The sequence below is a fragment of the Yinghuangia aomiensis genome (assembly GCF_039542225.1).
GTDB classification, from domain to species: Bacteria; Actinomycetota; Actinomycetes; order Streptomycetales; family Streptomycetaceae; genus Yinghuangia; species Yinghuangia aomiensis.
Genome location: NZ_BAABHS010000003.1, coordinates 305639 through 324087, shown reverse-complemented (window position 1 = coordinate 324087; position 18449 = coordinate 305639). Strand labels below are relative to the sequence as shown.

The 18449-nt window shown below is 72.8% G+C and carries 14 protein-coding genes and 1 tRNA gene; 9 read left to right on the top strand and 6 right to left on the bottom strand.

What is annotated here, in order from left to right:
• Nucleotides 1-30 precede the first annotated feature (30 nt).
• Nucleotides 31-894 (bottom strand): thioesterase family protein, encoded by an 864-nt coding sequence (locus tag ABEA93_RS05885; RefSeq protein WP_345674202.1) that lies wholly within the window; start codon nt 892-894, stop codon nt 31-33.
• A 129-nt stretch (nt 895-1023) separates the two neighbouring features.
• Here ABEA93_RS05885 and ABEA93_RS05880 point away from each other — a divergent pair, with 129 nt between their 5' ends.
• Nucleotides 1024-1653 (top strand): winged helix-turn-helix transcriptional regulator, encoded by a 630-nt coding sequence (locus ABEA93_RS05880; RefSeq protein WP_345674201.1) that lies wholly within the window; start codon nt 1024-1026, stop codon nt 1651-1653.
• Nucleotides 1654-1696: 43 nt separating this feature from the next.
• Here ABEA93_RS05880 and ABEA93_RS05875 read toward each other — a convergent pair whose 3' ends face one another.
• A complete protein-coding gene (locus tag ABEA93_RS05875; RefSeq protein ID WP_345674200.1) occupies nt 1697-3391 on the bottom strand; it encodes a substrate-binding domain-containing protein in 1695 nt (564 codons plus the stop codon).
• Between the two features lie 807 nt (nt 3392-4198).
• Here ABEA93_RS05875 and ABEA93_RS05870 point away from each other — a divergent pair.
• The 4 genes from ABEA93_RS05870 to ABEA93_RS05855 all read left to right on the top strand — a co-directional run bounded on the left by ABEA93_RS05870 (nt 4199) and on the right by ABEA93_RS05855 (nt 8343).
• Nucleotides 4199-4271 (top strand) — tRNA-Lys (locus ABEA93_RS05870).
• Between the two features lie 329 nt (nt 4272-4600).
• Complete coding sequence (locus ABEA93_RS05865) at nt 4601-6883, top strand: MFS transporter (RefSeq protein ID WP_345674199.1); 2283 nt, start codon at nt 4601-4603, stop codon at nt 6881-6883.
• 240 nt (nt 6884-7123) lie between these two features.
• Nucleotides 7124-7507: a nuclear transport factor 2 family protein gene (locus ABEA93_RS05860; RefSeq protein ID WP_345674198.1), complete on the top strand. Its 384-nt coding sequence runs from the start codon at nt 7124-7126 to the stop codon at nt 7505-7507.
• A gap of 374 nt (nt 7508-7881) precedes the next feature.
• Nucleotides 7882-8343 (top strand): Imm7 family immunity protein, encoded by a 462-nt coding sequence (locus ABEA93_RS05855; protein WP_345674197.1) that lies wholly within the window; start codon nt 7882-7884, stop codon nt 8341-8343.
• A gap of 92 nt (nt 8344-8435) precedes the next feature.
• On the opposite strand, the gene ABEA93_RS05850 is transcribed toward ABEA93_RS05855, so the two are convergent.
• Nucleotides 8436-8921 carry a MarR family winged helix-turn-helix transcriptional regulator gene (locus ABEA93_RS05850; protein WP_345674196.1) on the bottom strand — a complete coding sequence of 162 codons (486 nt, stop codon included), beginning with the start codon at nt 8919-8921 and terminating at the stop codon, nt 8436-8438.
• A 175-nt stretch (nt 8922-9096) separates the two neighbouring features.
• Between ABEA93_RS05850 and ABEA93_RS05845 the strand changes: the two genes are divergently transcribed.
• Complete coding sequence (locus ABEA93_RS05845) at nt 9097-10278, top strand: acyltransferase family protein (RefSeq protein ID WP_345674195.1); 1182 nt, start codon at nt 9097-9099, stop codon at nt 10276-10278.
• Between the two features lie 40 nt (nt 10279-10318).
• Here ABEA93_RS05845 and ABEA93_RS05840 read toward each other — a convergent pair whose 3' ends face one another.
• On the bottom strand, nt 10319-10549 hold the full coding sequence (locus ABEA93_RS05840) for a hypothetical protein (protein ID WP_345674194.1): 231 nt from the start codon (nt 10547-10549) through the stop codon (nt 10319-10321).
• 531 nt (nt 10550-11080) lie between these two features.
• Between ABEA93_RS05840 and ABEA93_RS05835 the strand changes: the two genes are divergently transcribed.
• The 3 genes from ABEA93_RS05835 (at nt 11081) to ABEA93_RS05825 (ending at nt 14717) form a co-directional block, all read left to right on the top strand.
• Nucleotides 11081-11386, top strand: coding sequence for a putative quinol monooxygenase (locus ABEA93_RS05835; RefSeq protein ID WP_345674193.1), 306 nt, complete (start codon nt 11081-11083; stop codon nt 11384-11386).
• 119 nt (nt 11387-11505) lie between these two features.
• Nucleotides 11506-12174, top strand: coding sequence for an ArsR/SmtB family transcription factor (locus ABEA93_RS05830; RefSeq protein ID WP_345674192.1), 669 nt, complete (start codon nt 11506-11508; stop codon nt 12172-12174).
• Complete coding sequence (locus ABEA93_RS05825; protein WP_345674191.1) at nt 12174-14717, top strand: FtsX-like permease family protein; 2544 nt, start codon at nt 12174-12176, stop codon at nt 14715-14717. Before ABEA93_RS05830 ends, ABEA93_RS05825 begins: the two co-directional genes overlap by 1 nt.
• Before the next feature lie 74 nt (nt 14718-14791).
• On the opposite strand, the gene ABEA93_RS05820 is transcribed toward ABEA93_RS05825, so the two are convergent.
• Nucleotides 14792-15601: an ABC transporter ATP-binding protein gene (locus tag ABEA93_RS05820; RefSeq protein WP_345674190.1), complete on the bottom strand. Its 810-nt coding sequence runs from the start codon at nt 15599-15601 to the stop codon at nt 14792-14794.
• Nucleotides 15598-18369 (bottom strand): ABC transporter permease subunit, encoded by a 2772-nt coding sequence (locus ABEA93_RS05815; RefSeq protein WP_345674189.1) that lies wholly within the window; start codon nt 18367-18369, stop codon nt 15598-15600. Before ABEA93_RS05815 ends, ABEA93_RS05820 begins: the two co-directional genes overlap by 4 nt.
• Between the last annotated feature and the right edge of the window lie 80 nt (nt 18370-18449).

Below are 18449 nucleotides of genomic sequence, written 5' to 3'. Positions count from 1 at the left end.
GTCCGACGCGTGGGCGCCGAGCGGCACGCCTCAGCGTTCCGCCGCCTCCTGCGCCACCTGTCCCGCGGGCGGCCCGTCCGGCAGCCGCGGCGAGGCGAGCTGGGTGGACTGCGCGACGAGCCGGCCCGCCGCGTCCCAGATCTCGCAGACCTCGTCCATCAGCCCGCCCTCGATCAACCGCGCGTGGTGCCGGACGGTCAGCGGACCGGGGGACGGGACGGCGCGCACGTATACGGTGAGCTGGAGCGTCGGCACCCAGCCGAAGGCGCCGAGGTCCATCGTTACCGGCGGCAGGACATCGGCGAAGAACAGCAGCGACACCGGGTCGGCGGCATGCCCGTCGGCGAACGCCACCCGGCCGCCGAACTCGCCCGCGCCCGCGGGTGCGCCGACGGCGAACCCGAGCCCGGCCGGATCGAGTTCGAGCACCACCTCGTCCATGACCGGCAGGGCGAGCCCGCTCACCGGTTCGAGCGACGGGATGCGCATCAGGTGCTCCGGCGCGGGCAGCGGCGCGGGCGGGTTGACGCCCCACCAAGGCTCGCTGCCGTGGGTCAGCGTGCCGAGGGTGAACGAAGCTTCGATGCAGGTCCGCCCGTCCTGCAGCATCCGGGCGCGTACCTGGGTGACCGTGCGGCCGGTGCGCAGCAGTTCGACGTGCACCTCGGCGGGGCCCGGGTCGGGGGCGCCGACGTAGCTCGCCGCCGCGGTCAGCGGGTGCACGTGCGGGGAGCCGGAAGCGGCGGCCTCGGCGAGTGCGGCTTTGGCCATCGCGGCGAGCAGATAGCCGCCGTTGGGCTTGCCGCCGATCGTCCACGCCGCGTCCAGGTCGACGGAATATGCGCCGTCCTCGGCCGCCGGTGTCACCGCGGTCGCGGTTGCGAAGCCTGCCACGCCGATCGCCTCCGATTCGGGCCGACTCCCCAATGCGCGCGCGGCACGCCGTGTCGACCTGCTCAGTTCGTTAGAGCAACTGACGTTAGCAGGTCGGTTTCGGCGGGGTGACGGGCTACTGTGGCGGGCATGAAGCGGACCCCGTTCGGCAGCTGGCCGTGTTCGATCGCGCGCGCGGTCGACTTGCTGGGCGACTGGTGGACGCCGCTGGTGCTGCGCGAGGCGGTGTTCGGCAGCCGCCGCTTCGAGGAGTTCCAGCGCAACCTGGGCATCGGGCGCAATGTGCTGGCGCAGCGCCTCAACCGGCTGGTGGACGAAGGGCTGATGGACCGCGTCCCCTACCAGGACCGGCCGCTGCGCCACGAGTATGTGCTGACCGCGAAGGGCCGCGACTTCTTCCCGGTGCTCGCCGCGATCATCGCGTGGGGCGACACCTGGCTCGCCGACGACGAGGGCGCCCCGGTGGTGCTGCGGCACCGGCCGTGCGGCCACGAGACGCACGCGCAGGTGGTCTGCGCGGAATGCGGCGACACGCTGCGCGTGGAGGACGTCGAGGCGCTGGCCGGCCCCGGTCTGCCCGCCCGGCTCGCGGACGCGGCGGTGGCATCGGGGCGGTTCAGGCCGCGCCCGGCCCCGGACGAGCCGCCGAGCCCCGCTCCGACGCCCGCCGCGACCTCCGCCGCGGGTCCGGCGGCGTCCGGCCCGGATCAGGCCGCGGACCCGGCGGCGTCGCCGGTCGCACCCGCCGCCACGCCGTAGCCCCCCTCACGAGGTGGGCGGCCGGCGCGGCGGCGGGGTTCGATCAGCCCGTGCCCCGCTGGTGCACGAAGATCTGCGCGATCGCCTTGACGAGGTCGCCGGGGTCGATCGACGGCACGGCCAGGCCGCCGGTGGCCTTGGCGATGTCGTTGAGCATCGCCATGTCGGCGTTCGCGCCGTAACCGACCGCGAAGACCGGCATCGGCTTCTTCGGGTCCTGGAGCTTCTGCAGTTCGGTGAGGAACGCCTGCTTGGACATGCTGAACGGCGTGTCCTCGTCCTTCCCGTCGGTCAGCAGGAAAATCTCGTTGACCGCGTTCGGGTTGTAGGACTTCTGGGCGTCCGCGATGCCGTCCAGCAGCGACCGGTAGAGCGGCGTTCCGGCGCCGTTCTGGGCGGTCAGGTTGCTGAGCGTCTGGGTCGTCTGGTCCTTGCGGGTCAGCGGCCCGAGTTTCTCCTCGAGCGGACCCTCCGGCACCTTCTCGACCCATGGGCCCTTCTGTGTGGGGGACACCGCGAACTGCCGGACGCCGACCTCGGTCGTCTTGCCCAGGAGCTGCGTGGTCTCCACGCTCGACGCGCGCATGATGTCCGCCTTGGTCTTGCCGTCCTTGCCCTTGACCGGCTCGTTCATCGAACCCGAGCCGTCGACGAGGATCAGCACGCGGAACGGCATCGGCTTGTAGTCCGCCCACGCCTGCACCAGCTTGGCGACCTGCGACAGGTCGCCGGCAGGCGCACTCGCCGGCGTGGGAGGCGCGTACCGCACGGTCGCCAGGGTGCTCGCCGGCGGCTGCTGGTCGGGGCCGCGGAACCCGGACGCCGCCAACGCCTTCACCCCGTCAGGGGAACGCAGCGCGCCCAGCACCTCGTTGGCCCGGTCCGCGACCCGCTTGTCACCGCTCGCAGCGCGCGACAGGACGGCCGGGTGGTCGGCCTGGATGAGCGTGCCCGAGGGGTAGAGCGGGACGTACGGCACGGCCGGATGGTCGTTGTCGTACGCCCACAGCGCCTGCTCGGTCACCACGAACGCACCTACGCCGTCGAGCACTTGCTGCGAATCGGACATGCCTTTCGACTTCGTGAACAGGGCCGCGGCCGACGTCTCGGCGTCCGTGATGTTGCTGCGGAACGCGAACGTCTTCATCGCCGCGACCGTCGGATCCGCGTTGGCTTTCGCCATCGACGCGCTGACCGCGACGACACCCAGCAGGCCCTCGGTGGTGTGTGTACTGCTGACCGTGAACCGCGGGATCGTGTGGTCGTCGATCCGGTTGAGCAACGTGACCCAGTCCGGCGGCTTCTCCAACCACTTCTGGTCGGCGGCCAGCCGTTCCGGCACCGCGACCACCAGCGGCGTGAACGCGACCGGCACGCCGGTCAGCGGATACGGATTGCGGTCGCCCAACGCCGCGGCGGCTTCCTGCAGCCGCATCGAGGAATCGGCGATCCACAAATCCGGCGCCGTCCCGGTACCGGCCCGCAACCCGCCGAGGAAGTCGGCGGCCGGCCGCCCCGACACTTCCACCGCGGTGCATCCGTGCGCCCGATTCACGTTCCCGGCAACCGCGTTCACCACCGGCGCGAATTCCGGGGAAGCCACCACGCTCACCGGCTTCACGCCGTCGCACGCATTCGCCGCCGCGGATTTCCCGCCGCCGTGCCCGGAACCCGGCCATCCATTGACGAGCAGATAAGCCGCGGCCACGCCTAACGCCGCGACGATCGCCGTCAACACGAAGAGCCGCCCGCGACCACGGCGCCGCGCGGCGCCCGGTCTCTGCCGGGGCCGCGGAGGCGGCCCCGGCCGACGGTCGCCATAGCCCGGTGGCGCACCTGTCGGCGCCGCCGTCCTGCCCGGGGCGGCCTGATATGCCGCAGCCCGTTGCGCCCCACCGCCACGTGCCGCCGACACCGGCTGCACCGACCACGGCACCCCGGCCGGCGGCTCTCGGAGTTGGTCCCGCGGATCCACCGAACCCACTCGGCGATGCCGCGAACCCTGTCCGTGCCGTCGTTGTCTGCTCGCCATCGTTCCTCGTCCCCCGACGCTGCCCGAAGCCTGAAGAAGGAATTACGACGTGCCAAACACACCAGCCGGAACAATAGCGCGAATAAAGCAAGATCGTTCAAAAACCCGCAAATTACGGAAAGTAACTCCAGATACCCTCTCGCCATGGCGACAAATTCCCAAACCCCGTGAATACGCAGGTCCGTGCCCCAACCAACTTCCTGACCGTGCGTCAGAACCCGGCGGCGGACCGGAACCGGGAATTCCGACATCTGCCCCCAATTCCCAGTCCGCCCGCCTGTCATAACCCACCCCGCGGCGCGGAGAGTCACGAAACCGCCAACCCCGCCATTTCCCCCGCGACCCCCGCGGATCCGCCGGCCCGCCCACCGCTCGCGCCCGCCCCCGCCGCCCGCCACCACCCACAGTGGCGACCCCCGCGCGCCGCCACCCGAATACCCCCGCACATCCGCAGGACGATCCGGGTACGCTTCCCCCTGGGCACGGTGCGGACGACCCCCACACCACGCCCACGGGCCGCTAGCTCAATTGGCAGAGCAGCGGACTTTTAATCCGCGGGTTCAGGGTTCGATCCCCTGGCGGCCCACCCCAAACACCCCGGCCCACGCATGCGGGCCGGGGTTTCGCCTGTACGGCCATGGCGCACGGCATCACGGCACTCAGCGGTGGGCCCGAGCGCCCCACACGCAAATGCACGGGGCCGGAGCCTGGCCCATCACCGCGCGCTCGGCACAACTCGCCGACCGACCGGCCTCGCCCAAGCCCTGCCGCTCGTTCACATATCACACGCCAAGTCAAATTGGTGCAAATAGGACATTTCTGTTCTCCTGGTTGTGGGAACTCACTGCCTTCTGACGGCCCCTTTCCCGGGCCACGGCGTATTCGGTCCAAGGGGGAAGCGAGGAGGAAGAGCCTGTGTCGGAGGCCCTGGTAAGGCAGCACTCCCCACTGGCCGCGGCCGCATCGGCGGGCCCCGTGCGGCGCTCGGTGTACGTGCTGTTGGCGGTGGCGGCTTCGGTCTACGTGATCGGCCCGGTACTGCGCGCCGCGGCATTGCCCGACATCCGCGCCGACCTTGGCCTCACCCCGGGCGACGTGGCCACGGCCGAGGTGATCATCGTCGCCGTCGGCGTCCTCGCCCTGTACGGGGCGGGCCGGGCGGGTGATGTGTGGGGCCGCCGCCGCGTCGTGCGCTGGTCGCTCGCCGCATTGGCGGCGGGCTATGTCGCCCTCGCGTGTTCGACCGGCCCGACGTGGTACTTCACGGCGCGGGTGCTCGTCAGCGCCGCATCCGCAGCGGTGTTCATCACCTCGCTGGCATCGGTTTCGGCACTCAACCTGCCCGGCCGGATGAGCCGAGTGGTGGGCGGCTGGATCGCGCTGGTCACGGCGCTTTACTTCGCAGCCGTCCACCTGGCCCGGCCGGCGATCTCGGTTCTGGGGTGGCGGGCGACCGCGCTGCTCTTGGCCGCCGTTGCCGTCACCGCATGCGCGGCTGCCCGATGGGCTCTGCCGCAGGCGGCCGCCCCGCGTGCGGGCAAGCCCATCGACTCGGTGCTCGCCGCATGCGCGACCGCGGCCGCGGCGCTGGGTTCGGGGCTGTACCTCGTCCCGGTGCGCGGCTGGACGGACCGGTGGGTGCTCCTGTTCCTGGCCGGCGCGGCGGGCGCGGCGGCCGTCGGCTTCCTGCGGGCGCGCGCGTCGGGGGTCGGCCGTGACACCAGGCTGGGGTTCCCTGTACGGGCGTCCGCGTGCGCGCTGGCGTCGGGCATGGTGCTGGGGTTCGCCCAGTTCCTGGTCCCGGCGATCGTGACGCCCTTGACGTTGGGCTCGGGGGCTTCGCTCACCGGGTCCACAGTGGCGGTCTCGGCCTTCTCGGTAGGCGGCATCGCGGCGTGCTTGACGGTGCAACGCCGGTCCGTGACACCGCTCACAGGCTGCTCGGTCGGCTTCCCGATGGCCGCGGTGGGCTTGGTTCTGCTGCGCGACGTCCCCGGCTCCGGGTGGGCCTCGGTGGGCATGTGCAGCTTCGCTGCGGCCTTGACCGGGTTCGGGCTGATGACCGCGATGGTGCCGCAGCTGGCCGCGTTCCTGGCCAGGGTCCCGCGATCTCGCCTGGGGGCTTCGGCAGCCCTGCACCCGACGGCGGTCCTGCTCGGCGCGGCCGTCGCCCAAGCCCTGGATGCGGAGTCGCGCCTGTGGGCGGGGATCGGGGTCGCCGCGCTGGCCGCGGTGGTCGCCGGCCGCCCCGCGGTCGCCATGGCCACGTTTGGGGTGACCGGGCTGCAGTACCTGGCAGTACTCGGCCTGGCCGGCGCCGACCGCGCGAATCGCCCCGTCACCGGGCTGGTTTGCCTCGGCGTCGGGGTGGCCGCCGGACTGGCGATGCTGACCCGGCGACAGCAGGCCGAGCGCTTGGCGCGGCTGCAGCGGAGCATGACGGCGCTCCGGCATGCCGTCCTGCACAGCGTGCCGCGGGCCCTCGGGCGGCTGCAGCTCGCGGGGCTGTACCAGCCGGCGACCGCGGACAGCGGAGTCGGCGGGGACTTCGTGGAGGCCGTGCACACCCCGTTCGGTGCCCGCATCCTGATCGGCGACGTGCGCGGCAAGGGGCTCGCGGCCGTGCAGACCGTGGCCGACCTGCTGGGGACTTTCCGCAGCCAGGCCCACGACATCGCCGACCTGGGCGAACTCGTTTGCCACCTCGACCGGCAGCTGGCGCGTTCGGCGGCGGCCGGCGAGGACGACGAACTCTTCGCCACGGCGCTGATCGTGCAGCATGACGAGGCGAACGACTCGTTCGAGATGGTGAATTGCGGCCACCTGGCGCCGCTCGTCGTCTCGTCCGACGGGGTTCGCGAGGTGCGGACGTCCACGCTGCTGCCGCTCGGTTTCGGCACGCTCTGCGCGCTCGGCGGCGGGCCCCGGCCCGAGCCGGTGCTGCTGCCCGCGGATGCCACGCTGGTGCTGCACACGGATGGTCTGAGCGAAGCCCGCAACTCCTCGGGCGAGTTCTACCCGCTCACCGAACGTCTGGCCGCCTCGGCATCCCTCGTGCCCGAGCACCTGCTGGGGCATCTGGAGCGCGATGTCCAGGAGTGGACGCATCAACTGGTCGACGACATTGCTGTGATCGCCCTCACTCGGCCGGGCGCCGGCAACCCGGTGCCGCACGGCCCCGGAATCGCCGCCGCCTGACGCCGACGGCGGCCTCCGCGGGAGGCCGCGGCAGGGACCCGGCACGATGTGGCGGCGGTCGCCTGTACTGACCGGCCCACCGCGCGGCAAGTACCTATGCGTGACTGATTCCGCCTCCCGTGATCCTCCGTAACTTCTTGACCTGCGGAAAGCGCCCCGGAACACCGTGACCGGGGGCCGCGGACCGGCCCGGCGGACCCCCTCCGACCGCGGCCGGGAGAAACGGAAGGACACACCGCCATGACCACCACCCCCGCCGTCGACTTCGCCGCCGCCGTCGAGCGGTACCTCGCCGCCTGGAACGAGACCGACGCCGTCAAGCGCCGCGCGCTCGTCGAAGCCGCCTACACCCCCGACGCCACCTACACCGACCCGCTCGCCGCGGTCGCCGGGCACGACGGCATCGACACGGTCATCGGCGCGGTCCAAGGCCAGTTCGCCGGGCTGGTGTTCACCCTCGGCGGCCCCGTCGACGGCCACCACGACATCGCCCGCTTCCCGTGGCACCTCGGCCCCGCAGGCGGCGAAGCCCTCGCCATCGGCTTCGACGTCGTCGCCCTCGACCCCACCGGCCGCATCACCACCGTCCACGGCTTCCTCGACAAGGTCCCCGCCGGACTGTGACGCCGGGGCCGCACCGGTGAACCCGCTCGCGGGTCCGGGACATGCCGACGACACGGCCTCGTCCCGGACCCGGCGCGCGCCAAGTGCACACACTCATTGGGGGCAAGCACCCGTCACGCGGGTCCGAGCCGCCACAGCGAGACGACTTCGTCCGCACGGGCACGGTCCACGGGGTCCGGTGTCCCCGCCGTGCGGCGGCCGCCCCGACCGCACCGCGAACGCCGCGGGGCCGACCTCACCGCCTGGACGACCCGCGCCCATGCCGAGCATCACGGGCAGGCCTTCCCCGGAGAACGGGCACGAGGCCCGCACAGGCCGCGCCGACCGGACAAACGACATCGTGCCGACCGACGCTCCCGATAGGGTCCCGGCCCATGTTCGAGTACCACGGGTGGATCAGCGTTCAGTCGAGCGCCGAAGCGGAAGACGAAGGCGACGACGGCCGGCTGCACGCGCTCGTCGCCGACCTCCAGGCACGGATCCGGGACCTCGACAGCCCCTATCTGCTCGACCTGCGCTGGATGAATGGCGAAGCGTTCCTCCACATGGGCGGGTCCCCGAACCACCGCGACGCCGCGATCCCGGCGTTCTTCCGCGAAGTCGGGGAGCGGGCACCCGGTTCCTACGGCCTCCTGCACGTACGGGACGACGAGGCGCCCGGGCAGGAGAACGAGGTACGCGTCCTGCGGATGGTCCGCGGGCGCGTGACCGAGCACACCGAGAACCTGCTCTCGCCGTGCATCCCGGTGCTGGAGGACGCCTTTCCCGGACCGCCGAGCCGCCCGCGCGACCCCGCCGCGCCTCCCTCTCCCCCACCGACCCCCGACCTGCCGTGAGCGCACGCCGAGTTGTCGTGGCGCGGGCCGCCGAGACGCGGTGATGCAGACCAGAGGCCCGAGACCTGCGTAAGCCGCGTACCGGCGGACGGTCAGGACGCTTGCGCAGCGTGCGGCGAGCTCGCGAGGGTGTCCGACATGGCTGCCGCGTCCCGGACGAAGGCCGTGAGCAGCCCGGCGAAGCGCTCCCGGTCGTCCGGGTTCCAGGCGGCCAGCACCGCGTCCAGGTGACGGACCGTCACCAGCGACAGCCGCCGGATTGCCTCTTCCCCCGACGAGGACAGCGCGACCGGGCTGCGGGGCCGGTCGTGGACGCGGACCACGTAGCCGTCGGCGAGGAGCTGGTCGATCGCGCGGTACGTGGTGGCGAGCTGGGTGGAGGTGTTCTTCGCGAGGGCGGCGGCCGAGGACGGGCCGCGGCGGCTCAGGTAGCGCAGCACCACGTAGGCGGAGTCGTTGAGCGGGACCCCGGCCGCCGCGGCGCGGCTGAGGTGCATGCGGCGGCTGGTATGGAAGCGCAGCAGGGCTTCCACCGCGGACTGGATCTGCTCGGCGCCACTGGCCCACTCGTCCGCCACCGGCTCCTCCTCGCCGCCCCAGAAACTTGATTGAGTCCATAAAATATATGGCGCTTCGTCCGAGGCCGCACTCAGGTGGCTCCCAGCAGGCTCTCATGGGGCACTCACCTGCGTCTTGCATGGTGCAGGGGTGAGTATCCCGAGTCGTGGCGGTGACCAGGCCCTTCTGCTCCCGGTGACGGGGAAAGGAGGGCAGGCCCCGCGCGACCGGGAATCCGGCCCGCGCACGGCGCGGGCCCATCTCACGCACGTCGACCTGATGCGGGTCGTGGCGTTTCTCGCCGTGGTCCTGGTGCATGCGAGCGGGACGACCTACCCGTTCCCCGGGGCCGCGCCCTCGTTCGGGCAGCTGATGCTGCACAGCATGCGCATGGTGTTCTTCTTCGTCAGCACCTTCGTGCTGTTCTACGCCTGGTACGACCGCCCGTTGCACCCCGGCCGCTTCATCCGCCGCCGCCTGCGGCTCATCGGCATCCCCTACCTGGCGTGGAGCGTGGCCTACTGGTCGCTCGGGGACCGCTGGCGCATCGCGCACGACCCCGGAGCCGCCGTGCACGACCTGCGCGACGTCGTCGTCTGGGGCGGCGCCTGGTACCACCTGTACTTCCTGCTGGTCTCGCTCCAGGTCGCCGTGCTGTTCCCGCTGTTCCGCCTGCTGGTGCGGCGGACGCGCGGCCGGCACGGGCGCCTGCTTGCGGGCGCCGCGGTGCTCCAGGCCGCTTCGCTGGCCGTGGTCTTCGCGCCGGATCCGCTGGGGTGGGGCCCCGCGGAGTTCTACCGCGAGCACGGCTTCGCGTTCTTCCCGACCTACGCGTTCTTCCTGGTCGCGGGCGCCCTCGCGGCCGTGCACTTCGACGCCTTCCACCGCTGGGTCGGCGCCCACACGCGCCTCTGCGCGGGTGTGGTCGTCGCGGCCCTGGCGGTCACCTACGCGGCCTTCCGCGGGAACATGGCCGACGGCATGAGCCCGGTCGCCGCCTCCAACGCGCTGCAGCCGGTGAGCCTGCTGTGGGGTGCGGCGGTGGTGTGGGGGCTGTACGCGCTCTGCGCCCGGTGGGCGGCGCACGGCGCGCCGGGCCGCGCCGCGGTGGCGGGAGGCGTGGACATCGCGTTCGGCATCTACCTGGTGCACCCCATGGTGCTGCGGCTGCTGGAGATGTCGGGCTACACGGCGTGGCTGCCGCTGCCGCCGCTGCCCGCCACGCTCGTGCTGTGGGGCATCGTGGCCGGGCTGTCCGGCGCGGCGGCGTACCTCATCGGGCGGTCCCCGGCGTCGCTGCTGGTCGGCCGGGAACGCAGGCCGACGGCCAAGCCGGCCGGGCACCGGGTCCGGGGGCACGCGACGGCCGCGCTGTGAGCCACGGGGCCGCGCCCGGGCGGGCGCGGCCGGTGCGCCGTCAGCGGCGGTGCGGAACCACCCACTCCTTGGGGTCGCCCTCGGGATGGCCGGTGATTCCGGCGCCGATCTCCTGGAACCCGGCGAGCCGGTTCCGGACCGAGTCGGCGACGTAGTCCTCCAGCGACGCGGCGAGGCCCAAACCGATGAGGCCTTGCACGCGCTCGACGGCCTCCGGCGACAAACGGACGGCGACGTCGGCGCCGCTGCCCGCGATGCGTTCGATACTCATCCGCGGCACGCTACCGGTCCCCTCCGACACCGCCGCGGGGCCTGCCGGGGCACGCCCCGCGCCTGTCCCGTCCTGCCCGGGATCGCCGCCAAAATTACCCCCCAGGGTATCCTGACGGGAGCGGCCGTCCGGCCGCGTCCTCGGGTTCCGGGAAGGATCGCCGCCGTGTGCCGTCGAGTCGCGTGTTCCAAGTGCGGGAAGGCCACCTACGCCGGGTGCGGTCAGCACGTCGACCAGGTCCTCTCCGGCGTGCCGAAGGCGCAGCGCTGCGCGTGCCCGCCGGAGCCCAAGCGCTCGTGGTGGCCGTTCCGGCGCTGACGCCGGCACCGGTTGGGATCCGGACATGACCTTCTCCTCTTCCGGTGGGGCTTTCGACCCGGGAAAAATACCCTATGGGGGTATGAATTCCGCAAGGGTCCCGGACCCCGGATTCCTCTTCCGACTTTGCGCGCGCTCCCGCAGGATGGCGCCCGGCGCGCCTCCCACGGCGCCGCCACGCACTGCCCGCGACTGCCGCCACGGAGGAAGAACATGCTGGTCATCAGCGGATTTCTGTCGTTCAAGCCGGAAGACCGCGACGAGGTCCTGGAGGGCCTCCGCGCGGTCAGCGAACTGAGCCGCCAGGACGCCGGCTGCGTCGAGTACTGGTGGGCCGAGGAGATCGAGCGCCCCAACACCTTCCGCTTCTTCGAGGCCTGGGAGACCCCCGAGCTGTTCGAAGCGCACCGCAAGATGCCGTACGAGGACGCGTTCAACGAGCGCTACCTGCCGAAGCTGATCGGCGTCGACGCCAACGTGTACGCGGTCACGACCCGTACGTCGGCCACGGGCGCGTAGCCTCCACCGCCGCCGCCCGCACAAACCGCGGCCGGCGGCGCACTGGGGCCAGCCCCCGAACGGAACCGGGGTGCTGGCTCCAGTGCACAGATACTTGTGCACTACGTAGCGTTACCTGCATGGCCACCACGCCGACCGACCCCGCCCCGGGCGGTCCCCCGTCCCGCGAGCTGAACGACCTCGCCGCCCTCAAGGTGCTCGCGCACCCGCGCCGCGGCCGCATCATGCGGCACCTCGCCGCGCACGGCCCCGCCACCTCCGCCGGCCTCGCCCGCGCCCTCGCGCTCAACACCGGCGCCACCAGCTACCACCTGCGCGAACTCGCCCGGCACGGCTTCGTCGAGGAGATCGACAGCCCGCACGGCCGGGAGCGCTGGTGGCAGGCCGTCCGCCAGGACCTCCGCTTCCCGCCACGTGCCGCGCAGTCGCCGGAAATCCGGGCGGCCGTCGACGAGATGACCCGCCAGGCGTTCGCCGCCGACCTCGCCGACTTCGTCCGGCACCAGGACGCGACCGGCGCCGACGACCCGTGGGCGGACACCCCCTACTCGCGCGGCACCATCCACGTCACCACCGAGGAACTCCGCCATTTCTTCGAAGAGTTCATCACCCTGGTGAAGCGCTACAAGCGCCCGGACGGCGCCGCGGCACCGGACGTCCGCACCGTCCAGACCCGCTTCCTGGCCTTCCCCTCGCCCGACCCCGAAGTCCCCGAGACCCCCCAGTCCTCTGAGTCCTCTGAGTCCTCTGAGCCCCCCAACTCCCCCGCATCGCCCGAGGAGGCGTGATGTTCGCCCTCGCCTGGTCGACCCTGCGCGCCCGCAAGGGCGGCTTCATCGGCGCGTTCGTCGCGCTCTTCTGCGCCGCCGCGCTCGTCACCGCGTGCGGTGCCCTCCTGGAGACCGGAATACGCGGTGGCATCCCCACCGAGCGCTACGCCGGCACCCCCGTGGTCGTCACCGCCGACCAGAACCTGCACTGGACGAAGCACAAGAAGGGCAAGGAGAAGGACAAGGCCAAGCCCCTCACCGAGCGTGCCTGGCTGGCCGCCGACACCGCCGACCGGCTCCGCGGCATCCCGGGCGTCGCCGCGGTGGTCCCCGAACTGACCTTCCCGGCGACCGTGTTCACCGCGGGCGGCGCGCCGCTCGACGGGCCCGACGGCGGTCCGTCCTGGGGCCACGCCTGGGACTCCGCGGTCCTGACCCCGTTCACGCTCTCCGCAGGCCAGGCACCGCAGGCCACCGACGAGGTCGTCCTGGACGCCGGGCTCGCCGCCCGCGCCGGCCTCGGCGTCGGCGCCCGGGTGACCGTCCAGTCCACCGGAGCGCCCGCCGTCTACCGTGTCTCGGGCCTCGCCACCCCCGCCGGAAAGCCCGAACTCACCCGGCAGTCCGCGCTGTTCTTCGCCGCCCCGGAAGCCGCCCGGCTCGCCGCGCACCCGGGCCAGGTCGCCGCCCTCGGCATCCGCCTCGCCCCCGGAGCCGACTCCGCCGCGGTCGCCGGCCACATCCGCACGACGCTGCGCGGCACCGGGGCGCAGGTCCGCACCGGCGACGACCGCGGCCCCGCGGAGTTCCTCGACGCCCGCAAGGCCCGCGTCACCCTCGTCAGCCTCGGCGGCGCGATGGCCGGCACCTCGCTGCTCGTCGCGATCCTCGTGGTGTCCGGCACCTTCGGTCTGTCGCTCCAGCAGCGCCGCCGCGAGGTCGCCCTCCTGCGTGCGGTCGGGGCCACGCCCAAGCAGATCCGCCGCATGGTCGGCCTCGAAGCGCTCCTCGTCGGCCTCGCGGCAAGCGCCGTCGGCACGTTCGCCGGACTCGGCCTGGCCCGTTGGATATACGCCCGGTTCGTCGCGGTCGGCGCCATGCCCCGCACCCTCGACCTCACGCTCAGCCCCTTCCCGTTGCTCGCCGCCGTGCTGACCACCACGCTGGCCGGCTGGGCCGCGGCGCGTATCTCCGCGCGGCGCCCGGCCCGTATCCGCCCGACGGAAGCCCTCGCGGACGCGGCGGTCGAGACGCCCCGCCTGGGTGTCGTCCGCACGCTCCTGGGCGTGCTGCTCGCCGTCGGGTACGTCGTCCTGGTCCTGGTCGTGCGCGTCCTGCACACCGACGCCGCGGCAACGCCCGTGACCTTCCTGTCCGTCGTCCTCGCCGCAGGCGCGATCGCGCTGCTCGGCCCACTGCTGGCCCGCGCGGCAACCGCGGTGCTGGCCGTCCCGATGCGGCTGGTCTCGCCGGTCGCCGGCCGGCTCGCGGCGAGCAACAACCGCGCCCGGGCCCAGCGGACCGCCGCCGTCGTCACCCCGCTCGCCCTCGCCGTGGCGATGAGCTCGACGATCCTGTTCGCCCAGACGACCGTCGCGCACGCCGCCGACGAGCAGGTCGCGGCAGGAAGCCGCGCCGACTACGTGGTCGCCTCCGCGGGCCCCGGCGTCCCGCGCAGCGCCGTGGACGCGGTCCGCGCCGTGCCGGGCGTGACCGCCGCCACCGAGGTCGTGCACACCACCGTGCGCGCCGGCGCGGACAAGTTCCCCGCCCAAGGCGTCACCGCCGCGGGCATCGACCGGGTCCTCGACCTGAAGACCACCGAAGGCCGGCTCGCCGACCTGTCCGACACCACGGTCGCGGTCAGCAAGGAGGTCCAACGCCTCAAGCACGTCCACCCGGGCGACCCGCTGGTGGTCACCCTCGGCGACGGCACGAAGGTCCCGCTCACCGTCGCGGCCGTCTACGAACGCGGCCTCGGCTTCGGCGACCTGACGATGTCCCGCGACCTGGTCGCGGCGCACGTCGACAACCCGCTGGCCGCGCAGGTCCTGGTGGTCGCCGACAGCCCCCGCGCCGCACTGGACGCCGCCGTCCGCGCCGTCCCGGGCGTGCGGGTCCTCGACCGGGCCGAGGTCGACGCGGTGCGCAAGGACCAGCAGAGCACGCAGGCGCAGATCAACTACGTGGCCATGGGCCTGATCATCGCCTTCACCGCGATCGCCGTGGTCAACACGCTGGTCATGGCCACCGCGGCCCGGTCCCGCGAGTTCGCACTGATGCGGCTCGTCGGCATGACCCGGCGGCAGATCCTGCGCATGGTCCGCTGGGAGACCCTGATGACCGCTCTGGTGGCCATCGCGCTGGGCACGGCGGTGGCGTGGGCCACGCTGAGCGCCTACGCGACCGGCATGACCGGCTCGGGCACCCCCTCCATACCGCTCCTCGGTTACGCCGCGATCGTCGCGGCGGGCGCGGCCCTCGCCCTCGCCTCGACCGCACTGCCCGCCCGGCTCGCGCTGCGCACCCGGCCGGCGGACGCGATCGGCACCAAGGAATAGGGAGCAGGGAATAGGGAGCACGAACGCACACGTCGGTGGGGCAGGCCGCGAAGGCCCGCCCCACCGACGTGCGTTCAGCTCCCGCCGAGATAGGCGTCCCGCACCGCCTGGTTCGCCCGCACCTCCGCCGGAGTGCCCTCGGCAAGCACCGTGCCCAGGTTGAGCACGACGACCCGGGAGGCGAGCCCCATGACGAAAGCCACGTCGTGCTCGACCAGCAGCACCGCGCAATGCTCGTGCTCGACCAGCCGCCGGACGACCTCGCCGAGCCACCCGCTCTCCGTCTGCGACATCCCGGAGGCGGGTTCGTCGAGCAGCAGAACCCGCGGGGTGTCGACCACGGCACGCGCGAGTTCGACCATCCGCGCCTGGCCGACGGGCAGCGTGCCCGCGTGGACGTCCCGCAGTTCGGCGAGCCCGCACAGGCCGAGGACCTCCTCGGCCCGTGCCCGCCGCTCCCGCTCGCGGCGGCGCCGGGACGGCAGCGCCAGCAGGTCCGCCGCGATGCCGCCGCCTCCGCCGCGCCATTCCTCGGCCACGATCAGGTTGTCGAGCACGGTCAGCCGCCCGAACAACTGCTGCCGCTGGAACGTCCGCCGCATCCCGTGCCGGGCCCGCCACACCGGACCGCGCGCCGACACGTCGGCGCCGCCCAACTCCACGACGCCGGAATCCGGTCGCCGGATGCCCGACAGCACGTCGAACAGCGTCGTCTTGCCCGCGCCGTTGGGGCCGATGAGCCCGCACACCTCGCCGGGACGCACCTCCACGCTGACGTCGTCGAGCGCGGTGATGCCGCCGAACCGCACGCCGACGTGCGCGGCCCGCAGCACCGCCGCCGAGCCGGGACCCGCCTGGGGAGCCTCGGTGCCGAGTTGCGTCATGCCGGCGTCACCTCGTCCCGCACTGCCGCGGCCGCCCGGTCGGCCCGGTCGCGATCCGCGGTTTCGATGCCGAGATACGCGGCGGTCAGCCGTGCTTCGTCGACCTCGGCGCGGGGCCCGCGCCAGGACACGCGGCCGACGCTCATGAACGCCACCTCGTCCGCGACCGTGAGGATCTCCGACGCCTTCTCCTCCACGAGCAGCAACGCCACCCCCATGTCCCGGAGTTCGACGACGAACCGGAAGATCTCCTCGACCACCAGCGGCGCCAAACCGAGCGACGGTTCGTCGGCAATCAGCACGCGCGGCGGACGCACCAGCAAGGGCGCGATCGCGAGCTGCTGCTGTTCGCCGCCGGACAGCGATCCGGCGGGCACCTTGCGCCGCGCGGCCAGGCCCGGGAAGCGTTCGTACACCCGGGCGCGCTCGTCGGCGGAACGCAGCCACATCGCCAGGTTCTCGTCGATGGTGAGCGACGGGAAGATGCCGCGCCCCTCCGGTGCGAGCAGCACACCGTCACGGGACCGGCGCACTGCCGACAGCCGCGTAATGTCGCGCATCACGTCGCCCTGGCCCGCAAGTTCCACGGTGCCCGAGGTCGGGACGACGAGCCCGGCGGCCACCGCACACGTCGTCGACTTGCCCGCGCCATTGGCACCGAGAAGCGCCAGGATCGATCCGGCGCGGACGTCCAAGTCGACGCCGTGCAGCACTTCGACGTCACCGTAGCCGGCCCGGATGCCGCGCAGGCGCAGCAGCACATCCGCCCCGTGCCCGTTCGCCGCGGCGGGTTCCTCGGGCCGCTCGGCCACCGCAACGCGCGGCTTGGGGACCGACGGTTTACCGCCCCCGCCGATGCGGGCCCGCAGGGTGTGCCCGGCCTCGGCCATCTGCACGCACCAGCCCTCCGGGTTCCCGGCGAGCGCCAGGCCCGCAAGACCGAACAGGATGACGGGGACGTGCGGCGAGGAGGTGACGTACTCCTCCATGACGTGCGGGAACAGCCCGAACGTCAGCCCGGCCACCACCGCGAACTGCGGGCGCCGGATCCCGGCGGCGACCACGATCGCCAACCACACCAGACCGTTCATCGCGGTGAACTCACCCGCTGTGATACGGGTGTTGAACGACGCCCAGAACACGCCGCCGAACCCGGCGATCCCCGCGGAGATCGCGAACAGCGCGAGCTTCGTCCGCACGATCGACACGCCGGACGCCATCGCCGCGGGCGGCGCGGACCGCACCGCGAGCATGGCCCGGCCGGACGCGGAGTTCTCCAGGTTCCGGACCAGCACCACCACCGCGGCGACGATCACCAGCAGCGCCAGGCCGAGCGCCCGGTCGTCGTTCAGGTCGACGGGCCCGACCACCGGCCGCGGGACGGCCCACCCGGCGTCGCCGTTGCGGAACCACCGCATCTGGAAGAGCACTTGGTCGCCGAGGAACGCCAGCGCCAGTGTCGCCAGCGCCAGCATCCGCCCGGACAGCCGCAGCGCGGGCAGCGCCACCACCACGCCGAGCACGACGGCCACCAGCGTCCCCGCGACCAGCGCGAGGAAGAACGACACCCCGTGGCTCATCAGCAGCCCCGCGGTCAGCGCCGACGCCGTCACGAACGTGGCCTGCGCCAGGCTCACCATGCCGCCGAGCCCGGTCACCACGGTGAACGACAGGAACACCAATGCGGCGGCGAGCCCTTGCGCGATGAGGCCGATCCAGAAAGCGGTGGTCCAGGTGTAGAGGCTCACCGCGGCGAACAGCCACGCGGCGATCCACGGCGCCCAGCGCCGCAGCGGCGGCATCCCCGCCAGGTAGTCGGGCGGCGGCGCGTCGACCGCCGCGGTGCCCGCGCTGCGCTTGGACCGCGACAGCACCAGCAGGCCGACGAACAGCAGCACGAACGGCACCGACGTGCGGAACCCGGTGATCTTCTCGGTCCACGACGGCGCGTAGCCCGCCACCAGGTTCTGCACGACGCCGAGCAGCAGGCCGCCGCCGAACGCGATCGGCACCGACTTGAAGCGGCCGAGGACCGCGGCGGCCGCGGACACGAACAGGAACAGCGTGTAGTCGACCGAACTGAGCGACAGCATGGGCACGGCCAGCACGCCGACCGCGCCCGCGAGGCCCGACGAGATCATCCAGGCGATCCCGGACAGCCGGTCGGCGCTGACCCCGCGCAGTTCGGTCAGCGTGCGGCTGTCCACGGACGCGCGCAGCCGCAGCCCGAGCGGCGTGTGCCGCATGAGGATCCACAGCGCGATCGCCACGACCGCGGTGACGATCCAGGTGATGAGCTGGTCCGAGTCGATGCCCACGCCGTGCATGAGCTTCCAGTGCTTCGCCGGGCTGGGCCCGACCCCGGGCAGCCCGAACTGGTTCTCGGCGGGCGCCAGATCGACGCCCGCGTCGGTAAGCAGCTTGACGATCCACAGCCCGAGCGCGGGCAGCGCCACGAGCAGGCCGATGGTCGCGACGATCTGCGGGATCTCGCCGAGCGCCGCCAGTCTGCGGAACATGACGCGGTCGAGGAGCAGCCCGAGCGCGGGCGCGAACACGAAGACGGTGGCCAGCGCGGCGGGTACCGCGGGCCAGCCGAGTCCTTCGTGGAGTTCGTAGAACGTGAGCGCGGACAGGAAAGCGGTGGCCCCGTGGGCGAAGTTCAGCACTCCCGAGGCCGAGTAGGCGAGGACCAGGCCGGAGGCCAGCAGGGCGTAGATCGCCCCGGTGACCAGGCCGCTGATGACGAACGCGACGAACTCGCTCATGTGCCGGTGACGCTCCCTCGACGGTCGGCGTACGGCGGGGACGGGGTCCCGGCCCGCCCGACACGCCGGGGTGCGGCGGC